General features: G+C 39.8%; 24 protein-coding genes. 3 read left to right on the forward strand and 21 right to left on the reverse strand.

From position 1 onward, the window contains the following. Window positions 1–1,279 (reverse strand): 23S rRNA (uracil(1939)-C(5))-methyltransferase RlmD (gene rlmD / locus HMPREF1516_RS00295; protein WP_033605545.1); only part of this gene is annotated, 1,279 nt, incomplete at its 3' end. Between the two features lie 37 nt (window positions 1,280–1,316). On the opposite strand from rlmD, the gene recX reads away from it, so the two are divergent. Together recX and ntdP are read left to right on the forward strand one after the other, a co-directional pair. Next, the gene (gene recX / locus HMPREF1516_RS00300) at window positions 1,317–2,093 is read left to right on the forward strand and encodes a recombination regulator RecX (protein WP_000705078.1); all 777 of its coding nucleotides are present in this window, start codon (window positions 1,317–1,319) and stop codon (window positions 2,091–2,093) included. A gap of 88 nt (window positions 2,094–2,181) precedes the next feature. Beyond that, a complete protein-coding gene (ntdP, locus tag HMPREF1516_RS00305) occupies window positions 2,182–2,715 on the forward strand; it encodes a nucleoside tri-diphosphate phosphatase (protein ID WP_000775318.1) in 534 nt (177 codons plus the stop codon). Between the two features lie 70 nt (window positions 2,716–2,785). On the opposite strand, the gene HMPREF1516_RS00310 is transcribed toward ntdP, so the two are convergent. From HMPREF1516_RS00310 to HMPREF1516_RS00405, 19 genes are all read right to left on the reverse strand, one after another. After that, the gene (locus tag HMPREF1516_RS00310) at window positions 2,786–3,553 is read right to left on the reverse strand and encodes an epoxyqueuosine reductase QueH (RefSeq protein ID WP_000567558.1); all 768 of its coding nucleotides are present in this window, start codon (window positions 3,551–3,553) and stop codon (window positions 2,786–2,788) included. Between the two features lie 125 nt (window positions 3,554–3,678). Next, complete coding sequence (gene groL, locus HMPREF1516_RS00315) at window positions 3,679–5,301, reverse strand: chaperonin GroEL (RefSeq protein ID WP_000031559.1); 1,623 nt, start codon at window positions 5,299–5,301, stop codon at window positions 3,679–3,681. Between the two features lie 15 nt (window positions 5,302–5,316). After that, window positions 5,317–5,601, reverse strand: coding sequence for a co-chaperone GroES (gene groES / locus HMPREF1516_RS00320; protein WP_000917326.1), 285 nt, complete (start codon window positions 5,599–5,601; stop codon window positions 5,317–5,319). 308 nt (window positions 5,602–5,909) lie between these two features. Continuing rightward, the gene (locus HMPREF1516_RS00330) at window positions 5,910–6,305 is read right to left on the reverse strand and encodes a single-stranded DNA-binding protein (protein WP_000282436.1); all 396 of its coding nucleotides are present in this window, start codon (window positions 6,303–6,305) and stop codon (window positions 5,910–5,912) included. A gap of 77 nt (window positions 6,306–6,382) precedes the next feature. Then, complete coding sequence (locus tag HMPREF1516_RS00335; RefSeq protein ID WP_033605547.1) at window positions 6,383–7,144, reverse strand: SDR family NAD(P)-dependent oxidoreductase; 762 nt, start codon at window positions 7,142–7,144, stop codon at window positions 6,383–6,385. 39 nt (window positions 7,145–7,183) lie between these two features. Continuing rightward, a complete protein-coding gene (gene ytpR, locus HMPREF1516_RS00340; RefSeq protein ID WP_033605548.1) occupies window positions 7,184–7,810 on the reverse strand; it encodes a YtpR family tRNA-binding protein in 627 nt (208 codons plus the stop codon). A 15-nt stretch (window positions 7,811–7,825) separates the two neighbouring features. Further along, window positions 7,826–8,143: a thioredoxin family protein gene (locus HMPREF1516_RS00345; protein WP_033583674.1), complete on the reverse strand. Its 318-nt coding sequence runs from the start codon at window positions 8,141–8,143 to the stop codon at window positions 7,826–7,828. Beyond that, window positions 8,140–8,439, reverse strand: coding sequence for a DUF4651 domain-containing protein (locus tag HMPREF1516_RS00350; protein WP_002875970.1), 300 nt, complete (start codon window positions 8,437–8,439; stop codon window positions 8,140–8,142). Before HMPREF1516_RS00350 ends, HMPREF1516_RS00345 begins: the two co-directional genes overlap by 4 nt. Window positions 8,440–8,592: 153 nt before the next feature. Next, complete coding sequence (locus tag HMPREF1516_RS00355) at window positions 8,593–10,200, reverse strand: CTP synthase (protein ID WP_033605549.1); 1,608 nt, start codon at window positions 10,198–10,200, stop codon at window positions 8,593–8,595. 330 nt (window positions 10,201–10,530) lie between these two features. Beyond that, complete coding sequence (rpoE, locus tag HMPREF1516_RS00360; RefSeq protein ID WP_000418415.1) at window positions 10,531–11,121, reverse strand: DNA-directed RNA polymerase subunit delta; 591 nt, start codon at window positions 11,119–11,121, stop codon at window positions 10,531–10,533. A 240-nt stretch (window positions 11,122–11,361) separates the two neighbouring features. Then, the gene (locus HMPREF1516_RS00365) at window positions 11,362–12,546 is read right to left on the reverse strand and encodes a hypothetical protein (protein ID WP_033605550.1); all 1,185 of its coding nucleotides are present in this window, start codon (window positions 12,544–12,546) and stop codon (window positions 11,362–11,364) included. Further along, a complete protein-coding gene (locus HMPREF1516_RS00370; protein ID WP_033605551.1) occupies window positions 12,543–13,502 on the reverse strand; it encodes a hypothetical protein in 960 nt (319 codons plus the stop codon). Before HMPREF1516_RS00370 ends, HMPREF1516_RS00365 begins: the two co-directional genes overlap by 4 nt. A 69-nt stretch (window positions 13,503–13,571) precedes the next feature. After that, on the reverse strand, window positions 13,572–16,223 hold the full coding sequence (locus HMPREF1516_RS00375) for a valine--tRNA ligase (RefSeq protein ID WP_033605552.1): 2,652 nt from the start codon (window positions 16,221–16,223) through the stop codon (window positions 13,572–13,574). Next, complete coding sequence (locus HMPREF1516_RS00380; RefSeq protein ID WP_033605553.1) at window positions 16,216–17,814, reverse strand: restriction endonuclease subunit S; 1,599 nt, start codon at window positions 17,812–17,814, stop codon at window positions 16,216–16,218. Before HMPREF1516_RS00380 ends, HMPREF1516_RS00375 begins: the two co-directional genes overlap by 8 nt. Then, window positions 17,807–18,817: a RhuM family protein gene (gene rhuM, locus HMPREF1516_RS00385; RefSeq protein ID WP_033605554.1), complete on the reverse strand. Its 1,011-nt coding sequence runs from the start codon at window positions 18,815–18,817 to the stop codon at window positions 17,807–17,809. Before rhuM ends, HMPREF1516_RS00380 begins: the two co-directional genes overlap by 8 nt. After that, window positions 18,810–20,792 (reverse strand): HsdM family class I SAM-dependent methyltransferase, encoded by a 1,983-nt coding sequence (locus tag HMPREF1516_RS00390; protein WP_033605555.1) that lies wholly within the window; start codon window positions 20,790–20,792, stop codon window positions 18,810–18,812. Before HMPREF1516_RS00390 ends, rhuM begins: the two co-directional genes overlap by 8 nt. Window positions 20,793–20,811: 19 nt before the next feature. Further along, complete coding sequence (locus tag HMPREF1516_RS00395; RefSeq protein ID WP_033605556.1) at window positions 20,812–21,369, reverse strand: GNAT family N-acetyltransferase; 558 nt, start codon at window positions 21,367–21,369, stop codon at window positions 20,812–20,814. Then, window positions 21,347–21,934 carry a flavin reductase family protein gene (locus HMPREF1516_RS00400; protein ID WP_033605557.1) on the reverse strand — a complete coding sequence of 196 codons (588 nt, stop codon included), beginning with the start codon at window positions 21,932–21,934 and terminating at the stop codon, window positions 21,347–21,349. Before HMPREF1516_RS00400 ends, HMPREF1516_RS00395 begins: the two co-directional genes overlap by 23 nt. Before the next feature lie 286 nt (window positions 21,935–22,220). Continuing rightward, window positions 22,221–22,616 carry a helix-hairpin-helix domain-containing protein gene (locus HMPREF1516_RS00405; RefSeq protein WP_033605558.1) on the reverse strand — a complete coding sequence of 132 codons (396 nt, stop codon included), beginning with the start codon at window positions 22,614–22,616 and terminating at the stop codon, window positions 22,221–22,223. A gap of 280 nt (window positions 22,617–22,896) precedes the next feature. Here HMPREF1516_RS00405 and HMPREF1516_RS00410 point away from each other — a divergent pair, with 280 nt between their 5' ends. Continuing rightward, window positions 22,897–23,088 (forward strand): DUF898 domain-containing protein, encoded by a 192-nt coding sequence (locus tag HMPREF1516_RS00410; protein ID WP_232216672.1) that lies wholly within the window; start codon window positions 22,897–22,899, stop codon window positions 23,086–23,088. Between the two features lie 93 nt (window positions 23,089–23,181). On the opposite strand, the gene HMPREF1516_RS00415 is transcribed toward HMPREF1516_RS00410, so the two are convergent. Next, window positions 23,182–23,436, reverse strand: a complete 255-nt coding sequence (locus HMPREF1516_RS00415) for a DUF1912 family protein (protein WP_000119707.1) — start codon at window positions 23,434–23,436, stop codon at window positions 23,182–23,184. Window positions 23,437–23,444: the final 8 nt, after the last annotated feature.

The following is a 23,444-nucleotide window of genomic DNA, read 5'->3' on the forward strand; positions in this document are numbered from 1 at the left end:
GGAGATCGTAGACTTTTACCAGTTTAACTAAATCTCGCGCCAAGGTCGAAACATTGCAAGAAACATAGACCATTTTTTCTGGGACATAGGTCAGGATGGTATCCAACAGCTTATCATCTAAGCCTATACGAGGAGGATCGACTATCAAGGCATCTGCTCGGTAGCCTTCTTGATACCAGCGTGGAATAATCTCTTCTGCTGTTCCCGCTTCGTAATGGGTATTGTCAAATCCCATTTTTTTAGCATTTCGCTTAGCATCTTCAATGGCTTCTGGAATAATATCCATTCCTCTGAGACTCTTAACCTTATTTGCGAAGGCAAATCCAATCGTACCAACACCACAATACGCATCAATCAGATGGTCTTCTTTGCTGACATCCAGAGCCTTAACTGCTTCACTATAGAGAATTTCTGTCTGCTCAGGATTAAGCTGATAAAAAGCTCGGGGCGAGAGAGAAAACTCATAGTCAAGCACTCCTTCTTGAATACTCTCTTGGCCCCAGATAATTTCCGTCTTTTCACCATAGATTTCACTTGTTTTTGCTGTATTTGTATTGACAGCAACCGTGACAACTTCTGGAAAATCTTTAACTAGGTCTTTGACTAGTTGATTCAAATTAAGCTGGCGATTCGTGACAATGATAATCTGAACTTGCCCCGTTTTTCTTGCTCTGCGTACCATGATGGTGCGAACGCCTAGTATTTTTCTCTCATCTGTAATTGGAATTTGGTGGTAAGTCAGAAGCTCAGCTAGGCGATTCGCTATCACTTGGGTTTCCTTATCTTGCACCAAGCAGTCTTTCAACTCTACGAGGTAATGAGAGTTTTGCGCATACAAACCTGCCTTGACCTGATTTTTAAATTTTCGAGTCTGGAATTGAAGCTTAGCACGGTAGTACTTTGGTTCCTGCATTCCGATAGTTGGACGGATTTCATAGTTTTCATATCCTGCAGGAGCAAATTTTTTCAGGGCTTGATGGAGCAGATCCGTTTTAAACTCTAACTGTTTATCATAGTGGAGGTGCATGATTTGGCAACCACCACATTCATTATAAATGGTACAAGCTGGCACGACTCGAAATTTAGACTTCTTATTAACCTTTAGCAATTTGGCTTCAACGAAGTTACGTTTAATAGAAGTAATCTGACAATAGATATCTTCTCCTTTGAGGGCGCCAGGCACAAAAACGAGGGTTTTCTGGTAGAAACCGATTCCCTCACCATTGATACCCATCCGCTTGATTTTTAAAGGTATTTTTTGTTTGACTTTCAGATTCATACCCCTATCTTATCACATTTTAAGGTATAATAGAACTATGAAAATCACAAAACTTGAAAAGAAAAAACGCCTCTACCTGATGGAGCTAGATCATCAGCAAACCTCTTATATCACGGAAGATACTATTGTCCGTTTTATGCTGTCTCGAGATAAGGTCATTAGCAAAGAGGAACTGACCAAGATACAGGGCTTTGCTCAGTTTTCTTATGGTAAGAACCTCGCTCTCTACCATTTATCCTTCAAGGCTCGTACTGAAAAGGAAGTGAGAGAGTATCTGAAAAAGTATGATATTGATGAAACAATCACTAGTCAGGTTATCGCTAACCTTAAAGAAGACAACTGGATAAATGATCGTCAGTATGTCTACTCTATTATCAACGCAAATCAACTTTCTGGAGATAAGGGACCTTATGTGCTAGCTCAAAAACTGTCTCAAAAAGGGATTGTCAAATCAACGATTGAAGAGGTTTTAAAGGATTTTGATTTTTCAGAGGTTGCTCAACGTGTGGCGGAGAAACTTCTTAAAAAATACATGGGAAAGCTTCCCGCTCGTGCCTTGCAGGATAAGATCATTCAAAGCTTGACGAACAAAGGCTTCTCCTATTCTGATGCTAAAAATGCTTTTGATGACTTGGATAGTCAAGTCGGCCAAGAAACGACTCAAGAACTCATTTTTAAAGAGCTAGACAAACAATATGCTAAGTATGCTCGAAAGTATGAAGGATACGAACTTAAACAGCGTTTAACCCAAGTTTTAGCTAGAAAAGGCTATGATTTTTCGGATATAGCCAGCGCTCTCAGAGAATATCTTTAACATTTTCAGGTAAAATTCAAAAAAATTAGACCAATTTATGATATAATAGTAGACGATAAACTTATAAATTGTAGAAAGTTGGTTAGTTATGAAACTTCCAAAAGAAGGCGACTTTATTACAATTCAAAGTTATAAGCATGATGGGAGTCTTCACCGTACTTGGCGAGACACCATGGTACTAAAAACAACAGAGAACGCCATTATCGGCGTCAACGACCACACACTTGTTACCGAAAGTGACGGTCGTCGTTGGGTGACTCGAGAACCGGCTATTGTTTACTTTCACAAAAAATATTGGTTTAATATCATTGCCATGATTCGTGATAATGGGATTTCCTACTATTGCAATATGGCCAGCCCCTACTATCTAGATGAAGAAGCCCTGAAATACATTGACTATGATTTGGATGTCAAGGTCTTCACTGATGGTGAAAAGCGTCTCTTGGACGTTGAAGAGTATGAGCGCCATAAACGCAAAATGAAGTATTCTGATGATTTAGACTATATTTTGAAAGAGCATGTTAAAATCCTTGTTGATTGGATCAACAATGGACGCGGTCCTTTCTCAGAGGCCTATGTCAACATTTGGTACAAACGCTACATAGAACTAAAGAATCGGTAAAGTTGTCAAGCCGGGGTGAGAGCCCTGGTTTTTTTATTTGAAAAACCCAGCTTTTCGGCTGGGTTGATTTCTATATATCTAATTTAGTCACAGTAAACTTGATGTGGGAATAGTCTTTTTCAACATCCTTATCCAACAAGAAAGCCGTGGCATCCTTCTTAACCTGAACAAGGTCAATGTTCTGAGCTTGAGCCGCATAGACGCATCCACAATAACATTGACGATAGATATCATACTCCTCGCACATCTCCACCGAGCGCTTATAGCCTTGATTTTTCTTGAAATCACTTGGAAGATAGTGGGTGGTGTAAATCTTTTGCACATCGATTCCGATGCTGTTGATGGTTTGAGAGTTCTTATGGGGACTGATGGTCAAAGCTGAACCAAAGTAGTCAAAGCCCAAGTCCATAGCTACCTGTGCTGTTTTATCCAAACGGTAATCAAAACAAACCTTGCAACGATCGCCACCTTCGGGTTCTTCTTCCAGTCCTCTGACTAACTTCCGGTATTCATTGGGTTCATAAGGCGCTTCTAGGTACTGGACCGTATTTCCTGTTCGCTCATTGAAATCATTAACAAATTTCTTGGTGACGTAAGCTCGCTTGTGGTATTCTGCCTTGGGATGGATATTGGAATTGGCAAAATAGATGGTCACATCCGCGTATTTGGTCAGGTATTCTAGGGTGTAGGTACTACAAGGAGCACAGCAAACATGCATGAGAATAGTGGGACGTTCCTCATTTTTTTCCCAAACCTGAACCATTTTCTGCATGACACGGTCATAATTAATCTTCTGATTGGGATTCATCTTGCTCAGAATTTCTTCTACATCGATCATGTTCTTCTCCTTTTTCTAGTCTTATTTTATCATATAAGTTAGGAGAGCTCAATCCAATTTAGAAGTGATTATCATAAAAAGAAGGGATATGTATTCCCTTCTTTTGTGTTTTTTATAAGTTACTTTTACATCATCCCGCCCATCATGCTTGGATCCATTGCTGGAGCTGGGGCTGCTGGTTCCGGTTTATTGGCTACGACTGCTTCTGTTGTCAAAATCAAGCTAGCTACAGATGCTGCATTTTGAAGAGCTGAACGGCTCACTTTAACTGGGTCAATGATTCCCTCTTCAATCATGTTGACCCATTCGCCAGTTGCTGCGTTGAAGCCTGTACCAACTTCAGCATTCTTCAAGCGGTCAATAACAATAGAACCTTCGAATCCCGCATTGTGAGCGATTTGACGAACAGGTTCTTCCAAGGCGCGGAGAACAATATTGCGTCCTGTCGCTTCATCTCCTGTCAATTCCAAATCAGCTACGGCTGGAATAACATTTACAAGAGCTGTTCCGCCACCAGCAACGATTCCTTCTTCAACAGCTGCACGAGTAGCGTTGAGGGCATCTTCAATGCGGAGTTTCATTTCTTTCAACTCAGTTTCAGTTGCAGCACCGACCTTGATCACTGCGACACCACCTGACAATTTTGCCAAGCGTTCTTGCAATTTTTCGCGGTCAAATTCAGATGTTGTAGTTTCAATTTGAGACTTGATAACTGCAACACGGTGAGAAATAGCTTCAGGATTTCCAGCACCTTCTACGATAACAGTGCTATCTTTGTCCACAGTTACTCTAGCTGCTTGACCAAGCGCCTCAATTGTCGCATCTTTCAATTCAAGACCAAGATCTTCTGTGATGACTGTTCCGCCTGTCAAGATAGCGATGTCTTCTAACATAGCCTTACGACGGTCACCAAAGCCAGGTGCTTTGACAGCTACGACATTGAAGGTTCCACGAATCTTGTTCAATACAAGAGTCGGAAGAGCTTCACCATCTACATCATCCGCAATAATCAAGAGTGGACGATTGCTTTGGAGAATGCTTTCTAGAAGTGGCAAGATTTCTTGGATATTTGAGATCTTCTTGTCGGTAATCAAAATGTATGGATTTTCAAGGTCAGCCACCATTTTTTCGCTATCTGTCACCATGTACTGTGAAAGGTAACCACGGTCAAACTGCATTCCTTCCACGACTTCAAGTTCCGTTTCCATACCACGTGACTCTTCAATGGTGATGACTCCATCTTTGCCAACTTTTTCCATAGCTTCAGAGATGTATTCGCCGACTTTCTCAGAACGAGAAGATACGGCAGCAACTTGAGCGATGGCTTCTTTATTAGCAACTGGAATGGCATTGTTTTTCAAGGCTTCTACAGCTGCGGCAACTGCTGCTTCAATCCCACGACGGATACCGATTGGGTTGGCACCCGCAGTGACGTTTTTGATTCCTTCGCGGACGATAGCTTGAGTCAAGACTGTTGCAGTTGTCGTTCCGTCACCTGCGATATCATTGGTTTTTGAAGCTACTTCTGATACCAATTTGGCACCCATATTTTCAAAATGGTCTTCCAATTCGATTTCTTTGGCAATGGTCACACCGTCATTGGTAATCAATGGTGAGCCAAATGATTTTTCAAGAACGACATTCCGACCTTTTGGTCCTAAGGTTACTTTAACAGTATCTGCTAGGATATCAACACCACGGACCATAGCTGAACGAGCATCAGATGAAAATTTAATTTCTTTTGACATACTTACTTTCTCCTTCTATTCTTCAATGATTGCCAAGATATTGGCTTCTCCAACGATGATGTACTTTTCATCGCCATCTTTGACATCAATACCTGCATGAGCTTCAACTAAGACACGATCCCCAGGCTTAACGCTTGGAGCAACCAAGTCACCGTTCAAGGTACGAACACCTTGTCCAGTAGCTACAACTTGGGCTGTTTTTGTTTTTTCTTGGGCTGAGCCTGCAAGGACAAAGCCTCCAACAGTTTGTTCTTTTTCTTCGATTTTCAAGACCACACGGTCTCCTAATGGTTTCAACATCTGCTTTCCTCCATGATAAACTACATATTATTAGCACTCTTTATGACTGAGTGCTAATTTATAGTTCTATTGTATCACTTGGTCAGAAATAGTCAAGAAAAAAGTCTGACTTTGGCAAGATAAAAAGCCTGAGACCAACTCAGACTTTTCAATGTTTATACTCAATGAAAATCAAAGAGCAAACTAGGAAGCTAGCCGCCGGTTGCTCAAAGCACTGCTTTGAGGTTGTAGATAGAACTGACGAAGTCAGTTACCTATACCTACGGCAAGGTGAAGCTGACGGGGTTTGAAGAGATTTTCGAAGAGTATTAAAATGGCAATTCTTCCTCTTCCAAGACCAAATCTGCCAAATCCTGTCCTGCATTATTTTCACGCATAGCACGTTGAGCGCGGCTTTCCAAAAGTTGGAATCCTGTGGCAAGGACTTCAGTCACATAGTTCATCTGGCCATTTTTCTCAAAGCGACGGGTACGAAGTTCTCCATCCACAGAGATAAGACTACCTTTAGTTGCGTAGCTTGCCAAGGTTTCAGCCAATTTCCCCCAAAGAACAAGATTAACAAAATCAGCTTCGCGTTCCCCATTTTGGTCTTTGTAACGACGGTTCACAGCAATAGTTGCTCGCGCTACTGACTTGTCATTGTTGGTTTTGTGCAATTCTGGTGTAGACGTTAAACGTCCAATAAGAATAACTTTATTATACATATTTTCTTCCTCCTACTTATCTATTCGTAAGGAATCAAAAAAAGTTACAAAAATTTGTAACTTTTCGAAGAAATTTTTTATTTTTTATGAACCATGAAACCTGTAGCCTGTTGATTGGCCATAATGGTCATATCTGTAATCTGCACACGACGGGGTTGACTGGTCACATAGACAACAGTGTCTGCGATGTCTTGTGCCTGCAAGGCTTCGATCCCCTGATAGACGGTCGCAGCCCGCTCTTTATCACCATGAAAACGAACTGTAGAGAAATCTGTTTCGACAATTCCTGGCTGAATGGTGGTCACCTTGATGTCCGTTGCGATGGTATCAATTCGCAGTCCATCTGAAAAAGTCTTAACTGCTGCCTTGGTGGCTGAATAAACTGCTGCACCCGCATAGGCATAGATTCCTGCGGTTGATCCCATGTTGATAATATGTCCTTGATTGGCTTTTACCATTGCTGGTAAGAAACAGCGAGTGACTGCCATCAACCCCTTGACATTGGTATCCAACATGGTCAGCATATCCAATTCTTCATAGTCTTGGTAGGGAGCCAAGCCAAGAGCTAGTCCAGCATTATTGACCAATATATCAATCTGTCCTATCGTTTCCAAAATATCGGAGCAGACAGTCTTGACCATGGTCATATCCGTGACATTCAGTGGAAAAGTCCAAACGGTTTGATTTGGAAAAGTTTCTGCAAACTCTGACTTGAGGGCCTCTAGTCTGTCTGTCCGTCGCCCTGTCAGAACGACATTCTCCCCCTGCTCCAGATAAGCACGCGCAATCGCTTCACCGATTCCTGAGGTCGCTCCTGTAATCACTACATTTTTCGCCATCTTATCCCTCTATCTGGTCTATCAGATACTGACAACTTCCTAGGCAGTCCAGTGTTTGGCTGGATCAAATGGAGTTCCGACAACTTGGTCTTCTGATAATTCAATAACCCCACGTTTTTGCGGAGCATTTGGTAGATGCAACTCACGAGGGCTACACATCATGCCAAAACTCTTTTCACCGCGAAGTTCGCCTGGGAAAATGAGATTGCCTTTTGGCATCATAGCTCCAGGAAGAGCTACAATGGTTTTCAACCCAACACGCGCATTGGGAGCCCCTGCAACGATTTGCACTGTCTTGTCACTTGCGACGGCCACTTGACAGATGTTGAGGTGGTCACTATCAGGATGAGCTACCATCTCGACAATTTCACCGACAACAAACTTAGGTTCTTTGTCATTGACAATTTCTTCTGCAAAGCCTTCCGCCTGCAATTCTTGGTTCAAACATTCTACTTGCTCATCTGTTAAAAAGACTTGACCACGCTCTGCAATTTCAAACAAACTTGAAACTTCGAAAATATTCCAAGCTACTGTTTCTCCATTTTCTTTGATGAAAACACGGGCAATATTGCCTTTGCGCTCCACGTCCAACTTGGTATCGCCGCTATTTTTCACGATGATCATAAGGACATCGCCGACATGCTCTTTATTATATGTAAAAATCATTGTTTCCTTTCTCTCCTATTTCAGTCCTGCTAAAAAGTCGTTAATTTGTTGCTTGCTTTTACGGTCACGATTGACAAAACGACCGATTTCCTTGTCCTTTTCTAGCACAACAAGGCTAGGGATCCCGTACACATCCCAGAGTTTGGCCAGATCCAGATACTGGTCTCGGTCCACTCGAATAAAGGTGAACTCTGGATTGGTTTCCTCAATTTCTGGCAAGGCAGGATAGATATAACGACAATCGCCACACCAGTCCGCCACAAAAAGGAAAACCTTCTTGCCATCTTGCTCGACAAAACCTGCAAGCTCTTCTATACTATTGGGAGTAATCATAAGACTTCCTCCTCATATACCAGATCTTCATTTTCATAGACAAAAGTATAGTGACGACCATCCTCAAAAATGACCCCTCCGACGAGTCGCTCTAGACTACTTTCGTAGACTTGAACATAGAGAGTCGCGATCTCACCCATATCTGAGAAAAGTTCGCGCACGATAGCGGTCAACTCTTCTTGCGTCTTCATCAGTTTGTGGTTATCTGCTGCTTTTTTAGCCCCTAAAGCAAGGGCACTTAGACCAGCCACAGTCAAGCCAGTCATCCATAATTTCTTAGCTTTCATACCATTCATTGTAACACAAAAAGGGCTCTAGGACAAATAGGGAAGCCGTATAGGAGCAAGGAAAATCTCTTCCATCAGTGAGTCTAATTCTTATTGCCAAGCGCCTGAGTTCCTGAATGAATTAAAAAACCTCTGAGATTGCTCTCAGAGATTAGAAGATAACTAGTTACTATTTTCAACTGCTGCAGTGACAAAGGCAGTGTAGAGTTCTTCTGGACGGTTCGGACGACTTGAAAGTTCAGGGTGATACTGACAAGCTACAAAGAATTTATTTTCAGGAATTTCCACAATTTCGACCAAACGATTGTCTGGAGAAACTCCTGAAAAGACAAAACCTGCTGCCTCAAACTGTTCACGAAAGGCGTTGTTAAACTCATAACGGTGACGGTGACGGCGTTGCACCACTTCTTGATTGTGATAAGCAGCTGCTGCCTTAGAGCCACGTTTCAACTTAGACGGATAAAGTCCTAAGCGAAGGGTTCCACCCATATCTTCAACATCAACCTGGTCACGCATGATATCGATGATAGGGTATTTTGTTTCTGGTGCAAGTTCAGCAGAATTAGCCCCTTCAAGACCTAAAACGTTACGAGCAAACTCGATACAAGTCAACTGCATTCCCAAGCAGACTCCCAACATTGGAATATCATTCTCACGCGCATAACGTATGGCTTGAATTTTCCCTTCCGTACCACGTTGGCCAAAACCGCCTGGTACGATGACCCCGTCCGCATCAGACAAGAGTTCTGCTACATTCTCTGCTGTCACATCATTGGCATTTATCCAATTAATCTTCACTTCTGCGTCGTTGGCATACCCAGAGTGTTTCAAGGCTTCGACCACTGAGATGTAAGCATCTTGCAGCTCCACATACTTACCGACAAGGGAAATTCTAACTTGTTTCTTGAGGTTCATGACCTTATCCACCATAGCTGACCACTCTGTCATATCCGCTACTGGTGCATCTAATTTCAAATGGTCACAAACAATTTGGTCCATGCCTTGCGCCTGCAAGTTTAATGGAATTTGGTAAAGGTGTTCGACATTCAAAGACTCGATAACAGCTTCTGGTGCCACGTCACAGAACTGAGCTAGTTTGTTTTTAATTTCTTGACCAGCTGGCTTTTCTGTACGAATGACCAACATATTTGGCTGGATTCCCAATCCACGCAATTCTTTTACAGAATGTTGAGTTGGCTTGGTCTTCATCTCACCAGCAGCCTTGAGATAAGGAAGTAAGGTTGTATGGATGTACATGACGTTATCTGCCCCCACATCTGCCTTCATCTGACGAAGGGCCTCTAGGAATGGCAAGGACTCGATATCCCCAACTGTTCCACCAACCTCTGTGATAATGACATCCGAGTCGGTCGTAACAGCGGCACGCTTGATTTTTTCTTTCAAAGCATCTGTGATATGAGGAATGACTTGAACAGTTGCGCCAAGGTATTCGCCACGGCGTTCCTTACGAAGAACTTCACTGTAGATTTTACCAGTTGTCACGTTGGAATATTTGTTGAGATTGATATCGATGAAACGTTCATAGTGACCCAAGTCCAAATCTGTCTCAGCCCCATCATCTGTCACAAAGACTTCCCCATGCTGGTAAGGACTCATGGTTCCCGGATCGATATTGATATAAGGGTCAAATTTTTGAATGGTTACTTTGAGACCTCGATTTTTCAATAGACGGCCCAGACTTGCTGCCACAATCCCTTTCCCAATAGACGATACCACACCACCAGTTACAAAAATATATTTCGTAGACATAGATTCCTCTTTCTAAAATGCTCAAGGTCTTGTTAACTACGAGGGGACATAGAAAACAAGACCCTTATGAATAACGACTTTTCAAGAAAACTTCCTGAAAAAACAAAAATAGCTCCCTAGTAACTAGGGAGCCCCGACCTCTAAAAGAGGTGCCCGAACAATATAATACCTCAAAGCAGATCATTTGTCAACCCGAATTGGTAAAAGATGAAAAAAGGAGATTGTTTTCAGAAAACCAACCAAAGATCCGCATCCAAACGGATGTATCGCTCAACTACTTTGTCCAAGCAACAAAAAAAGGAGATCAGGCAATCTCCTCTGTGAAGTCTTTTACTCTTCTTCACTCGTCTCAGCGTCATCGTCAGAAAACTCGTCGTCTTCTTCGTTAAGATCCACATCTTCACCCAAGTCATCAGGAGCGATTTCGTTGATTTCTGCATCGTAAGCTTCCACTTCATTTTTCTCATCATCTGGATTTTCATCATCATATGAAAGAGCTGGATCAGCTTCGTATGCATCTTCATCTTCTGGATCATCCGCATTGTAGTCAATGGCATCTGAATCTCCATCCATAAAGGCATTGACGCGTTTTTTCTTAGCTTTTGGTGCTACTTCATCGTCGTCACTTTCTTCAAGAGCGATGATTTCTTCGTCAATTTCGTCTACACCATACCATGAACGAAGCCCCCATTTGTTGTCTCCAAGTGAGATGAAGCTGCCGTCAAAGTTCAACTCTGTGTAGAACAAAGGCAAAGCTTCGCGGATATCGCTGTTTGATGTTCCAAGGTAGTTTTGAATTTCGTTTACAAGATCGCTAAAATGCATCTCATGATCGCGACCACGAAGTTCCAAGATAGCACGCGCTACCTCAATCATAGATAGTTCACTTTTTTCTTGCCCAGCAAATACTTCTAATTCCAAAGCGTTTCTCCTCATTTTTACTACTATCGCCAGAGTGAACAGACTCTGACCTCATTTTATCATGTACTCTTTATTGTACGATAATTTTGCGGAATAGTCAAAGGTTAAATGGGAGAAAGTGACAGGACTTTTTATTTCTTTGCTACCCAGCCGATAGGAGCGATGGAGGGGTGTACGGGCATGAATTGACTGAATTTTCATGTGGTAAGCTACTTTCTAAAATATATTAAAAAGGAAACTCTATATTAAACTGTATTGAAAACAACCATATTTCATAGGGATTAACAATCTTATAACAAGTATAATTAACAAGCTTAGTAATAATAAGTTATACATGTTACGATACAATGGCTTCTTGATGAATTTGTTAAATTCTTCCTTAGAAATAAACATTTGATTCACATAAAGATCTTTTAAACATTGATATTGTTTTCTAATATTTCTAATATCTAAATTAAACATTATCATGATGATTAACAAAGCCATAATCAAAAGTAATAACAATACATTAGTTTTTTCTGAAGTTGAACAAACAATTCTTCCAAATATACTTTGACCATCACTCTTTTTTATAAAATCAAAAATAATCAAAGAAAAAGCCGTTAACCAACCAAATAATTTCGTATTTAAACGTGAATTAGATTCACTAATCATAGTCGAAATTTTTATAAAGTCATCTTTTAAATTATTTTGAAGTTCGAAATAATGGTCTGTTTTTCCACTAACGATTCTATTAAAAATAGATTCTGCTTGATTTTTAATTAAGTCCAATTCATCGAGTTTTTTTTGTTTTAGAATTAAACTTCGAACAATCTGCAACTTTACTTTATAAGCTTCACTATATTCTTGTTCATTAACAATCCATTCATAAATTTCTAATAACCCATCAGTAAAATTTCCTTTTCCAAATTCAGTTTCAAAGACAAAAGAATCTAAATCTCCTTCAAAAGTAAATTCAAGTCTATTTTGTTGTCTCTTTGTTCGATTAGCTAAAAGAAATAATACATATATGTTTATAAGATGGCGTACCCGATCACTTTTAGAACTATATTTTCCTTCGGACAAAAGTTCTAACGAAATTTTTAACTTTTCATATCCTACACCACGAATAATATTCAAACTAATAATTTTCAAGTAGTCTTCAGCATCAGATACAGTAACCACATTAAATGTATTAGTTGTCGAATCAAAGCATTGTATATTATCATAATCTTTAATGCATAATTTATCAAAAATTTGTTGTAAATTATGACTTGGTGTATCTATAAACTCTTCTTCAAAAATCCAAGTATTTCTATCATTGTAGATATAGTGGCCATCATGCTTATGGACACCAATCTGATTTGATTCAAAAATTTGCTGTAAAGGAGAATTTAAATCTATAATCGCAACAGTATTTTGCCATTTTTTTACTATATTAGTCATTCGTCTATACCAAGATTTTGTAAAACTTGAGAGCGATACCTATCTTGAATATCCAACTCTAACTTACCTGTATCTCCATTATATTCTACTTCTTGCCTATCTTTCATCTCAATAATATTATCCGTATAAATACTCGTTATATCAGATATTTGTAAAGATTTTTTAAAATGTTTAACAATCATTTTCTTAGATATATCAAATTCTGAATCTAAATCCAATGATCTTTCAGAAAAAATCTCAGTTTCATCATTTGTATCCAACAAATTATTTTGAACTAATTTATTAGTTAGTTCAACCTTGTCAAAAGAAATACTTTCAAAAATATATTCTAATGATAACTCTTTAACTTCTTCATAGTTTTCTCTATTTATAACTTCTTCAGAAAATAATAAGTTATTATTAATAAATTTAATCAATGTGTCAGTATTAGTATCACTATCTCTAAAAAGTTTTAAATCCAAAAATTTATTATACCAAAATTTAGCCGCAGTATTACTTTTATCAATAATGGTTACATTATCAAAATTATTCTCAAAAATACAAATCTTGTAGTAACTATTATCTAATCCTAAATCTTGTCTAATAGCAAATGTTTCAGGATCAATTGCATTCGTCGATTCTAACTTTATCAACTTAATATGACTACCAATTTGCTCAATAAACAGTATACCTGTTCTAATCGTTTTATTTCTTTTCCCATCCTCATTCGTTTCTGCTGACAATAATTTATCAGCAAATTTTTTAAAATCAAAATTGTCTTTAGGACTATGATTTTTAAATTCAAACAATACTGAAGTGTTTGTTTGTTTTTCAGGAGGTAAAATACACTTTACGGCCAGATGAGATCTTTGATCACCTATCAAAAAATTAAACAACTTTCGGATGTTTTTTACCTTTTCTTGATCGAGTGTCCGCTCTTCAATAACTTCATCAATGGAATATACTTTTATAGTCATACTAAAACCTCATTATTAGTGATGTTTTAATTATACCAAAAACCTCAGCAAATTGCCGAGGTTTATAGTTTATTTCACCAACTTCTTCATCTCATCAATACGTGCGACAGTCGCATCGTATTTCGCTTGGTAGTCGGCTTGTTTGTCGCGTTCTTTTTGAACGACTTCTGGTTTGGCATTGGCTACGAAGCGTTCGTTAGAGAGCTTCTTGCCGACCATATCCAGTTCTTTTTGCCATTTAGCCAGTTCTTTGTCGAGACGAGCCAGTTCTTCTTCGACATTGAGGAGGTCTGCCAGTGGCAGGTAGATTTCTGCTCCTGTGATGACGCTTGACATAGCCAGTTCAGGTGCAGGGATGTTTGAAGCGATTTCCAAGTGTTCTGGATTTGTGAAACGTTTGATATAGTTGACATTGCTGTTAAAGAAGGCTTCCAAGTCGCTGTCGCTTGTCTTAACAAGGATGGTGATTGGCTTGCTTGGTGCTACGTTTACTTCCGCACGCGCATTCCGAACAGCACGGATCAAGTCTTTGAGGCTTTCCACACCAGTGTGAGCCGCAAGGTCTTCAAAGGCTGGGTTGACAGTTGGGTATTCTGCTGTAACGATAGAGCCTTCTGAGATTTGCCCAAAGATTTCCTCTGTCACGAATGGCATGATTGGGTGGAGGAGACGAAGGATCTTGTCCAAAGTATAAAGGAGAACAGAACGTGTGATGACTTTTTCTTCTTCGTTATCGCTATAAAGGACTTCCTTGGTCAATTCAACGTACCAGTCCGCAAACTCATCCCAGATGAAGTTGTAGAGGATGTGCCCAGCGACACCAAATTCAAACTTGTCAAAGTTTTCAGTGACTTTACCGATAGTTTCATTGAGGTTGTGAAGAATCCAACGGTCAGTGACATTTCCAGCTTCCTTGTTAACCACTTTTTCGACATTGGCCGTTGCTTGCTCGAGGGTCAAGCCTTCATTGTTCATGAGGATGTAGCGAGAGATGTTCCAGATCTTGTTAATGAAGTTCCATGAAGCATCCATTTTCTCGTAAGAGAAGCGGACGTCTTGTCCTGGTGCAGAACCGTTTGATAGGAACCAACGCAGGCTATCTGTTCCGTACTTATCAATAACATCCATTGGATCAATCCCGTTACCGAGAGACTTAGACATCTTGCGTCCTTGCTCGTCACGAATGAGACCGTGAATCAAGGCATTTTTGAATGGCGACTTGCCAGTAAATTCCAACCCTTGGAAAATCATCCGAGATACCCAGAATGGGATAATATCATAACCAGTCACCAAGGTTGATGTTGGATAATAACGTTTAAAGTCTTCTGAGTCGACATCCGGCCAGCCCATAGTTGAGAAAGGCCAAAGGGCAGAGCTGAACCAAGTATCCAAGACGTCTTCGTCCTGAGTCCATCCGTCGCCTTCTGGAGCTTCTTCGCCGACGTACATTTCACCTTCAGCATTGTACCAAGCAGGGATTTGGTGACCCCACCAGAGCTGACGAGAAATTACCCAGTCGTGGACATTTTCCATCCATTGGAGGAAGGTATCGTTGAAACGAGGTGGATAGAATTCTACCTTGTCCTCTGTGTCTTGGTTGGCAATGGCATTTTTAGCCAATTGGTCCATCTTGACGAACCACTGAGTTGACAAGCGTGGTTCAACTACTACACCTGTACGCTCTGAGTGACCAACACTGTGTACACGTTTTTCGATTTTAACAAGGGCACCGATTTCCTCCAACTTGGCAACGACTGCCTTACGAGCTTCAAAACGGTCCATACCCGCAAATTCAAAGGCAAGCTCATTCATAGTACCGTCGTCGTTCATAACGTTAACTTGTGGCAAGTTGTGGCGTTGACCAACTAAGAAGTCGTTTGGATCGTGGGCTGGTGTGATTTTCACGACACCAGTACCAAACTCAGGATCTGCGTGTTCGTCCCCAACGATTGGGATGAGTTTGTTAGCGATTGGAAGGATGACGTTTTGACCAATTAGGTCCTTGTAGCGTGGATCTTCTGGATTGACCGCAACAGCAACGTCCCCAAACATGGTCTCAGGACGAGTTGTCGCAACTTCAAGGGCGCGTGAGCCATCTTCCAGCATGTAGTTCATGTGGTAGAAAGCACCTTCGACATCCTTATGGATAACCTCGATATCAGACAGTGCTGTGCGAGCTGCTGGGTCCCAGTTGATGATAAACTCACCACGGTAGATCCAGCCTTTCTTGTAAAGTTCGACAAAAACCTTGCGGACGGCTTTTGACAAGCCTTCGTCAAGAGTGAACCGTTCGCGAGAGTAGTCTACAGAGAGTCCCATCTTGCCCCATTGTTCCTTGATGGTCGTCGCATACTCGTCTTTCCATTCCCAGACTTTCTCGAGGAATTTCTCACGACCGAGGTCATAACGGCTAATGCCCTCTCCACGCAAGCGCTCCTCAACCTTAGCTTGAGTTGCGATACCCGCGTGGTCCATTCCTGGTAGCCAAAGCGTGTCAAAGCCTTGCATCCGTTTTTGACGAATGATGATATCCTGCAAAGTTGTATCCCAAGCGTGACCAAGGTGGAGTTTCCCAGTTACGTTTGGTGGTGGAATAACGATGGAATAAGGCTTAGCCTTTTGATCGCCTGAAGGCTTGAAAACATCCGCATCAAGCCATTTTTGGTAACGACCAGCCTCAACCTCGGCTGGATTGTATTTAGGTGAAAGTTCTTTAGACATGTGTGTTCTCCTTGTTTAAGTAGTTCAATATCTTAAAAATTTGTTCTAATTCTTGTTTTTTCATATAAGAAGTCATATAGTCATAATCTGGCAATCCAGTTTTAGTAACTGGCAACATAATCTTTTGACGTTTCATGCGTTCGCCATTGAATTTATAACCATAGGCATACTTGATTTTTTGCGACAAAATCATTTGTTTCAAGAAAAGGTAGGTATATTTGTTTCCGTATATCTCGTCCTTCCATTTCAAACGTTTGACATCATCAGAAAAAATGGCTTCGTAGGGATGATAGAAATTTTCAACAACACTACCATTGTAATTTACACCGAGTACATTTGCATCAAGACTTTTATTTGTATTAGATACAAAAGCTGTAACTCCATTATCACTATCGCTAGCACCTACAAATGGTCTCAATCCAATTTCTTGATTTGCTTTTGTCAAACGAACGCCTGATTTAATCTCACAAATATCCTCAATCCAGAAATCTTTCCAAGAAATTTCACAAACTTTTTCTTCAAGAATGTTCTTCACTCTGATATATATATATATATATTCGAGCACTTCTTGGGCTTTATCCAGTTCTAATTTTTTCACAAAGTCAGACATATATTGGAAATTAGGGTTACCTTCTTTATCAGCTGGAAGAATGACTTTTTCTCTTTTTATACGGGTGTCGTTAATTTCTCTGTTAAAAGAATATTTTTCTTCTAAGCGTTTAACAACGGTAGATAAAAATAGATAAGCGTATTTGTCCGCATTTTCAGACTTTAAAGCTGTTACGTGATCACTAGCCACAAACTCAAATTGCTGATAAAAAGTGGAACCGACACTTCCGCTATTGGCAAGAGTGAGGACATCTTCAAATTTCCGAACCCCTGTTTCATTTCCAATAAAGGCATCTACACCATTGTTTTCGGAAGTTGAGGAAATATAAGGTTTAGGACCATCTGTCTGATTAGCTTTTGTCAGACGTTTTCCTCTTTGAATTTCTTGAAAAACTTCAGTGAAACGAAATGTTTTCCATTCTACCTTGTCTAGTCCTGCCACATCTCCAGCTAGCTCAACCAATTTACGCTCATAATAATCAATGATTTTCTGAACTTGTTGCTTCTGTTCCTGCTTGATGTAATCTTCCATGAACTGCCAGTTAGGCTGACCTTGGGAATCCATCGGCAAAATTACGATTCTTTCTTTGAATCTAGTTCCTGTCAGACCTTTTCCATATCCAAAACCACAGTCTTTTATACTATTTCTAAAAGATTGAACCAAAAATATCCCTACGTTTTTGGAAATATTATCATTTTGGATAATATACATTTTATTTCCAGTAATATACTCCACTGACTGGTAAAAGAAATCTGCATTTTCAGCTCCGAGACTTATAGTATTTTTAGGATTTTTATGAACATTTATATTTTCAACTATTTCCTCTAAGCCATTGTTAAAAGATGTTCTTGTAATATATGGTATACCCTTTTTAGTGATTTTAAGATTATTTTTATGGTAAGGTTTTGAATTAGTTACTTCAAAAATATCTTTTACTTTAAACTCTCCCCACTCCACATCCGTCAATTTTAACTTACTCATCTTTGTCACCTGCCATTAGTTTTTTGATTTGCTTGTCAAAATCCGATACGATTTTCTGGGTACGGTTGAACTTCTCATATTCTTGACTGGCTTTCTCGTCTGCCTGTTTTTTAGAAATAGATCCTTTTCCTTCTAGAATTTCATATTCATTAAAAGAAAGGAAGCGGTCAATACTTTCCGCCAAAGATTGCATGGTAAAGGTATTACGGCGTTCAACCAAACCTTCAATATAGTCGAAGTAAGAGGTTACGGTACGCTCTAGCTGACGGATTTCGCTTTCTTGCAAATAATTCTTAGCAACTGTTACATCCGATTTCAGTACTCGGCCATCTGGTGCATTCTTCCAAGTCGTTAATCCCATTTGTTTCTTATCAGCGTCTGCCTTATGATAAATGATCTCAGCAGCGGTATTACCTGTAATAGCAAAATGAAACTTGTTCTGCACCATGGCATAGAAATTCTTAGTGATTTCAGAATTTCTATCGTAGTCAATAGCGCATTCCGCAAAAATATCGGTTATTTGCTGATAAATACGGCGTTCACTGGCACGGATGGAACGGATTCGCTCTAAGAGTTCACGGAAGTAATCTTGACCAAAGACCGTTTGTCCCTGTTTAAGACGCTCATCATCAAGTACGAACCCCTTAATAATAAATTCTTTTAAAGTATTAGTTGCCCAAATTCGAAATTGTGTCGCCTTTGTTGAATTGACGCGATAACCAACTGATATAATGGCATCAAGATTGTAATACTCCAATTCGCGCTGAACCGCTCTACTACCCTCTTTTTGAACTGTTCGAAATTTTCGAACAGTTGCCAGCTTGTCTAACTCGCCATCACTATAAATATTTGATAAATGGTGACTAACCGTTGATTTAGAAACTCCGAATAACTCAGAAATCCCTTTTTGTGTCAACCAAAGATTTTCATCTTGTAATAGAATATCTAAATTAACATCACCATTAGGTGTCGTATATAGGACAAAATTAGAAATTTCATTCATAATCGTCACCTTTTTCCGCTACCATCGGAAGTTCCTCAATATCGGTATTTTCTTGATAATTCTCTTTTTCTTCTATTCCGAAAAGATAACCTCGACCATGAGTGATCATATTGACTTCAAAAGTGAGGTAATCTGCAATGGTCTTTTGAAAATCTTCCTCAGAAGGAATTTCATCATTAAAGTAATAGAAAGAGTGGAGCCACTCATCATCAGCTTCAATCGTTGTTTGAACACAGAACTTAGTTTCTGCTTCAGTGCGATCAAACCAGACATCAAGCAAGTGTTGTTTTTTATCTTTAGCCGTAGCTGTTTCAACTAGACCGATGTGTTTAGAGACTTCAAAACCATCATTTTCAAAGTTGATAAATTTGCATTCTTTTTCCGGACGATGCGGTATACCAGCTGTAAATACTGCAATACAAGGGTTTGTTCCCACGCCATAAAAGGTATTTTTATTAAGTGTAATAACACCTTCTAAAGTATGGTGTTTTAAAATATTTTGTTTAGTTTCTTTTTCAAACTTGGTCTTCCCTGTAAAGGTGGACTGAGGAACGATGACAACCGCCTTAGCACCTTCAACTAAAGAATTTAACAGGTGTTCTGTAAAGTTGATTTCATACAGATCTGTATTGGCTGTCGAACCCATTGAATATGGCGGATTCATCATACCAACGTTGCATTGTTTTAGCTGAAGCTTACTAGGATTTTGGCGTAGAAAGTCTTGGTTTTCAAGGTTGCTTTTCCCATCACCCCGCAATATCATATTCGTCGTAGCAATTGTAAACATATAAGATTGCTCCTCGATTCCGAATAGTTGATGTTTCCGAATTTGGTCACGTTGAGAATCATTTTCTGCTTTTGTTAACATATCATGCATAGCAGCGATTAGGAAGCCTGCTGTACCGCAAGTCGGATCAAAAACCTTATCCGTCGGTTTCAAATCAACCAAATCACAAAATAGTTCCGTGATATGCTTTGGTGTTAAAACAATGCCTAAGTTCTGGCCATCTCCTCCAGAGTAAGACATGAATTCTCCGTAAAAACGACCTAGATAATCTTCAGCAGAACTGTTATATCTTAAACTTTGATAAATACTCTTATAAAGAAATTCTGTGAAATGTTTGATAGGTGTTTTACCTAGATTAGCATTTTTTTCATTAATTTTCACATCGTCTCTGATGATAGCAAACTGACTAAGTAGTTTATCTTTTTTTACTTCAGGAGACACATTAGCGCGCTGAAGGTTAGACTTAATGGCAGTATAAATCTTTGAGCCATCTGTTTTTACAGTATCTCCAGTTAAACTTTCCAGAGAGAAATTTCCATGCTCCGTTTCTCTCAATGCTAACAGAATTCCTGAAACAATCAGAGGTTTGTTCTTTTCCTCAATATTGCCGTAATTTCTCAAATCATTGTGTAAAGTCGCGGCATCTTTTAAAATTTCAGCAGTTTCTTTTTCAAAATTGGTTTCTTCTTGAAGAATCTCTTTTACGTAATACTCATCAATATTATCTATTGAAAAGGAAATAAGGGTCTCAATATCCGCAAGTTCAAAATATTCACCACGTTCATTTACAAAAACAGGAGTAATGCGATGTTTTTTTTCATTGCCACTAATTCCAACAGCAATGATTTTTTTGTAACTAACCTTATCCGCTAAATGTTTGGCATAAAAGACCGCTCCGTTTACTGCATAGTCTGTATTTGATTTGACATCATCAGCAATTAAATCATCATCTGTATAATTGATATGTTTTGATAATCCAGGTTTATCTTCAATAATGATTAAGAAGTCTTTAACAATTCCAACGTATTCTGGGAAGCCTGAATTTCCAGTCCCTTTTTTCGAAGCAGTCTTCAGTGCTTCATTAATCTCTTTAACATTACTTCCCTGCGCATCAAAATTTTCACGGATTCCTGCTTCTTTTAAAAGTTCATGAACCCATAAATCAGTATTTACTTCTTTTTTTGCCATTATTCATCTCTTTTCATTACTAAATTTCCCACTCACTCCTCAGCAAGCCATATATCAGACTGTCACAGCGATTTCCTTGGGCATCTTTGCGGTCTCTTATGCGAGCTTCGAGGGTAAAGCCAAGCTTCTCTGCAACTCGTTGACTTTGAAGGTTATACCCAAAGCAAGTCAGTTCAATCTTGTGAATATCAAGTTCTTTAAAAGCTAGGTCAATCAAGGCACGTGCCGCCTCTGGAACATAACCTAGACCCCAATAGTCTGGGTGCAAGGTATAGCCAATTTCCAGCACATCGTCTTCGTGTCGATGGTTGAAATCAACAGAGCCGATGATAGTATCGGTCCCTTTAACCACTATGCCGTAACCAGCTGGGAAATTGTCCTTTTCATTGCGCTCGGGAAGAATGTGCTCCAGATAATAAATCTCATCTTCTAAGGTCTTGACGGGCGGAAAGCCTGCTGGGTAGGAAACTTCTGCCCTACTGGCATAGTCAAAGATATCAACAACATCAGCCACTGTTCGGACTCGTAAGATGAGGCGCTCTGTTTCAATTCGTTCAGGTAATGTTGCTCTTGCCATCCTTCTTCCTCGCTTTCTTGATGAAGTTCCCCATAGGGTCGACACGATCATCTAAATAACGATAAACGCGCTGGTGGCCGTCTCCCATAAAGTAAGTTGGAGTAAAACGGTCATTTTTTAAATGCCCCTTGTCATCTAGCAAATCAGAATCAGCAAGTCGCTCGAAAATCTTGGCAAAGATATGGCAGATGCCGTCTTTCTCGATAATCCTATCTACCTGACAGTCCAATACGACTGGACAGGCCTTTAAAATCGGTGCCTGAGTCTGTTCAGAAATCTCATAGTCTAGCCCCAAGTGTCCCAACTTTTCTCGATGGCTAATAAAACCAGCCTGCTCCATTTCGAGCATGAGGTTTTCATCAGGTATGTTCACCGTGAACCGTTGATATTGCTTGATTTGCTCAGCCGCATTTTCCTCAGCACCAACACCTATGACTAGCCAATCTCCCAAGCTATAAGAGGAGCTACAGGTCGTAATATTGTGCCCAAAATTCTGATCCTGATACCCCAAAATGAAGATAGGAAAGCCATAGTAGAGTTTACTTGTTTTAAAAGATTGCTTCATAACAACCTCCTTTGACTAAGACGCAAAAAAAGAAAAGCCCTGCCATCTACATGACAGGGACGAATGTGTTTATCCGCGGTACCACCCAATTTCGGGCAGTTGCCCGCAACTCTCGTCTTTAAAACAAAAAGACACTTTTATTTCAATTTTTCATCCATTAGCAACCAGTTTCGACACATTTGTGGACTTCTCAACACCGCCACTTTCTGTAAAATGTGGGACTCAAAACACCTCTAATGGCTTTATTTTAACAAGTTTTTGACGGAAATGCAAGGGGCAAGAAAGATTACTTGAACTTGATGCCGTTTTCTTTTAATTTCTTAATGGTAGCTGGGCCGATTCCTTTCAAGGCAAGGAGTTCTTTTTCAGTCCAATTTTTGAAATCAGCAGCAGACTTGATTCCTTCATCGTAGAAAGTCTTGGCACGGTCGACTGAAAGTCCACCTAGGTTGGCTGCGAATTCTTCTACAGAGCTTGTAACTTTTTGAGCTTGCTCTTTAGTTGTTTCTACTGCTTGTTCCACTTTTTTAGAGACAACTTTTCCCGCTTCACTAGCAGATTTTTCTGCATGCTTCACAACTTTTTTTGTTTCTTCGACAACCTTGGTCACTGTAGTTGAAAATGCACCTGAACGGCGAAGGCTGTTTCGCAATTGTTTTTTCCGTTGGAGTTTCTTTGACATGATAAAATCCTTTCAATAAAAAATCCCTGTTTTGACAAGGATTTAATAAAGATATTCTATCAAGATTTTGGAAAAAAATCAAGAAAGGAAACGAGATTGTTCTTAAAAATCTAGCCGTTTTTTCTTTCAATCTAATTCGACAATGATTCAACTTCTTGATAAAATATGCAGTAATGTGCAAGATTAATTCACATAAAAAGCTGATAAGGAGAACAATATGAATAATGAAAGTTACTTTGATGGTGGTCTTTTGAGCTAGGTTAGATATGCTATCCTAGCCATGATCATCATAGGCTTTACTATTGGAATCGCTACGCCTTGGGCAGTTTGTATGATGCAAAACTGGAAAGTCCAACACACTGTCATCGATGGACGTCGCCTCTATTTTGACGGAACAGGTTCTCAATTATTCGGGAGCTGGATCAAGTGGTTCTTGCTCACCATCATCACTTTGGGCATCTATTCATTCTGATTGCATATCAAAATGGAACAATGGATTACCAAACACATACATCACGTATAAACAGAAAAAGTGCGTTCATACGCACTTTTTGATTTGCAACGATTAATAGTTTCTCTCGCCAAACAAGCCCTCTGGCAAATCATGAAATCCCTTACCTGCCTTGAAATTTTCAAACTTACCAAGCAAGAACTGATAAGCATCCAAGCGGCTTTCGTAGCGAATCATGGCATCTTTGGCACGTTCGTCTTGGTCTTCTTCGTAGACTTTTTGACTTTCCTTATGCGCCATGTCGTTGATCATGATCTGGGTATTGACCCATGCTTCAAATTCCTTCATAAATTCCTGTTCGTAACTCATTGATTCTC

The sequence above is a fragment of the Streptococcus sp. CM6 genome (assembly GCF_000526095.1).
Taxonomy (GTDB): domain Bacteria; phylum Bacillota; class Bacilli; order Lactobacillales; family Streptococcaceae; genus Streptococcus; species Streptococcus oralis_BW.

Excerpts from the sequence above, each read along its gene's own strand:
- recX (WP_000705078.1), top strand. The coding sequence starts at position 1,317 with ATGAAAATCACAAAACTTGAAAAGAAAAAACGCCTCTACCTGATGGAG.
- ntdP (WP_000775318.1), top strand. The coding sequence starts at position 2,182 with ATGAAACTTCCAAAAGAAGGCGACTTTATTACAATTCAAAGTTATAAG.
- HMPREF1516_RS00310 (WP_000567558.1), bottom strand. The coding sequence starts at position 3,553 with ATGATCGATGTAGAAGAAATTCTGAGCAAGATGAATCCCAATCAGAAG.
- groL (WP_000031559.1), bottom strand. The coding sequence starts at position 5,301 with ATGTCAAAAGAAATTAAATTTTCATCTGATGCTCGTTCAGCTATGGTC.
- groES (WP_000917326.1), bottom strand. The coding sequence starts at position 5,601 with ATGTTGAAACCATTAGGAGACCGTGTGGTCTTGAAAATCGAAGAAAAA.
- HMPREF1516_RS00330 (WP_000282436.1), bottom strand. The coding sequence starts at position 6,305 with ATGTATAATAAAGTTATTCTTATTGGACGTTTAACGTCTACACCAGAA.
- HMPREF1516_RS00335 (WP_033605547.1), bottom strand. The coding sequence starts at position 7,144 with ATGGCGAAAAATGTAGTGATTACAGGAGCGACCTCAGGAATCGGTGAA.
- ytpR (WP_033605548.1), bottom strand. The coding sequence starts at position 7,810 with ATGATTTTTACATATAATAAAGAGCATGTCGGCGATGTCCTTATGATC.
- HMPREF1516_RS00345 (WP_033583674.1), bottom strand. The coding sequence starts at position 8,143 with ATGATTACTCCCAATAGTATAGAAGAGCTTGCAGGTTTTGTCGAGCAA.
- HMPREF1516_RS00350 (WP_002875970.1), bottom strand. The coding sequence starts at position 8,439 with ATGAATGGTATGAAAGCTAAGAAATTATGGATGACTGGCTTGACTGTG.
- HMPREF1516_RS00355 (WP_033605549.1), bottom strand. The coding sequence starts at position 10,200 with ATGTCTACGAAATATATTTTTGTAACTGGTGGTGTGGTATCGTCTATT.
- HMPREF1516_RS00365 (WP_033605550.1), bottom strand. The coding sequence starts at position 12,546 with ATGACTAATATAGTAAAAAAATGGCAAAATACTGTTGCGATTATAGAT.
- HMPREF1516_RS00370 (WP_033605551.1), bottom strand. The coding sequence starts at position 13,502 with ATGACTATAAAAGTATATTCCATTGATGAAGTTATTGAAGAGCGGACA.
- HMPREF1516_RS00375 (WP_033605552.1), bottom strand. The coding sequence starts at position 16,223 with ATGTCTAAAGAACTTTCACCTAAATACAATCCAGCCGAGGTTGAGGCT.
- HMPREF1516_RS00380 (WP_033605553.1), bottom strand. The coding sequence starts at position 17,814 with ATGAGTAAGTTAAAATTGACGGATGTGGAGTGGGGAGAGTTTAAAGTA.
- rhuM (WP_033605554.1), bottom strand. The coding sequence starts at position 18,817 with ATGAATGAAATTTCTAATTTTGTCCTATATACGACACCTAATGGTGAT.
- HMPREF1516_RS00390 (WP_033605555.1), bottom strand. The coding sequence starts at position 20,792 with ATGGCAAAAAAAGAAGTAAATACTGATTTATGGGTTCATGAACTTTTA.
- HMPREF1516_RS00395 (WP_033605556.1), bottom strand. The coding sequence starts at position 21,369 with ATGGCAAGAGCAACATTACCTGAACGAATTGAAACAGAGCGCCTCATC.
- HMPREF1516_RS00400 (WP_033605557.1), bottom strand. The coding sequence starts at position 21,934 with ATGAAGCAATCTTTTAAAACAAGTAAACTCTACTATGGCTTTCCTATC.
- HMPREF1516_RS00405 (WP_033605558.1), bottom strand. The coding sequence starts at position 22,616 with ATGTCAAAGAAACTCCAACGGAAAAAACAATTGCGAAACAGCCTTCGC.
- HMPREF1516_RS00410 (WP_232216672.1), top strand. The coding sequence starts at position 22,897 with ATGATCATCATAGGCTTTACTATTGGAATCGCTACGCCTTGGGCAGTT.
- HMPREF1516_RS00415 (WP_000119707.1), bottom strand. The coding sequence starts at position 23,436 with ATGAGTTACGAACAGGAATTTATGAAGGAATTTGAAGCATGGGTCAAT.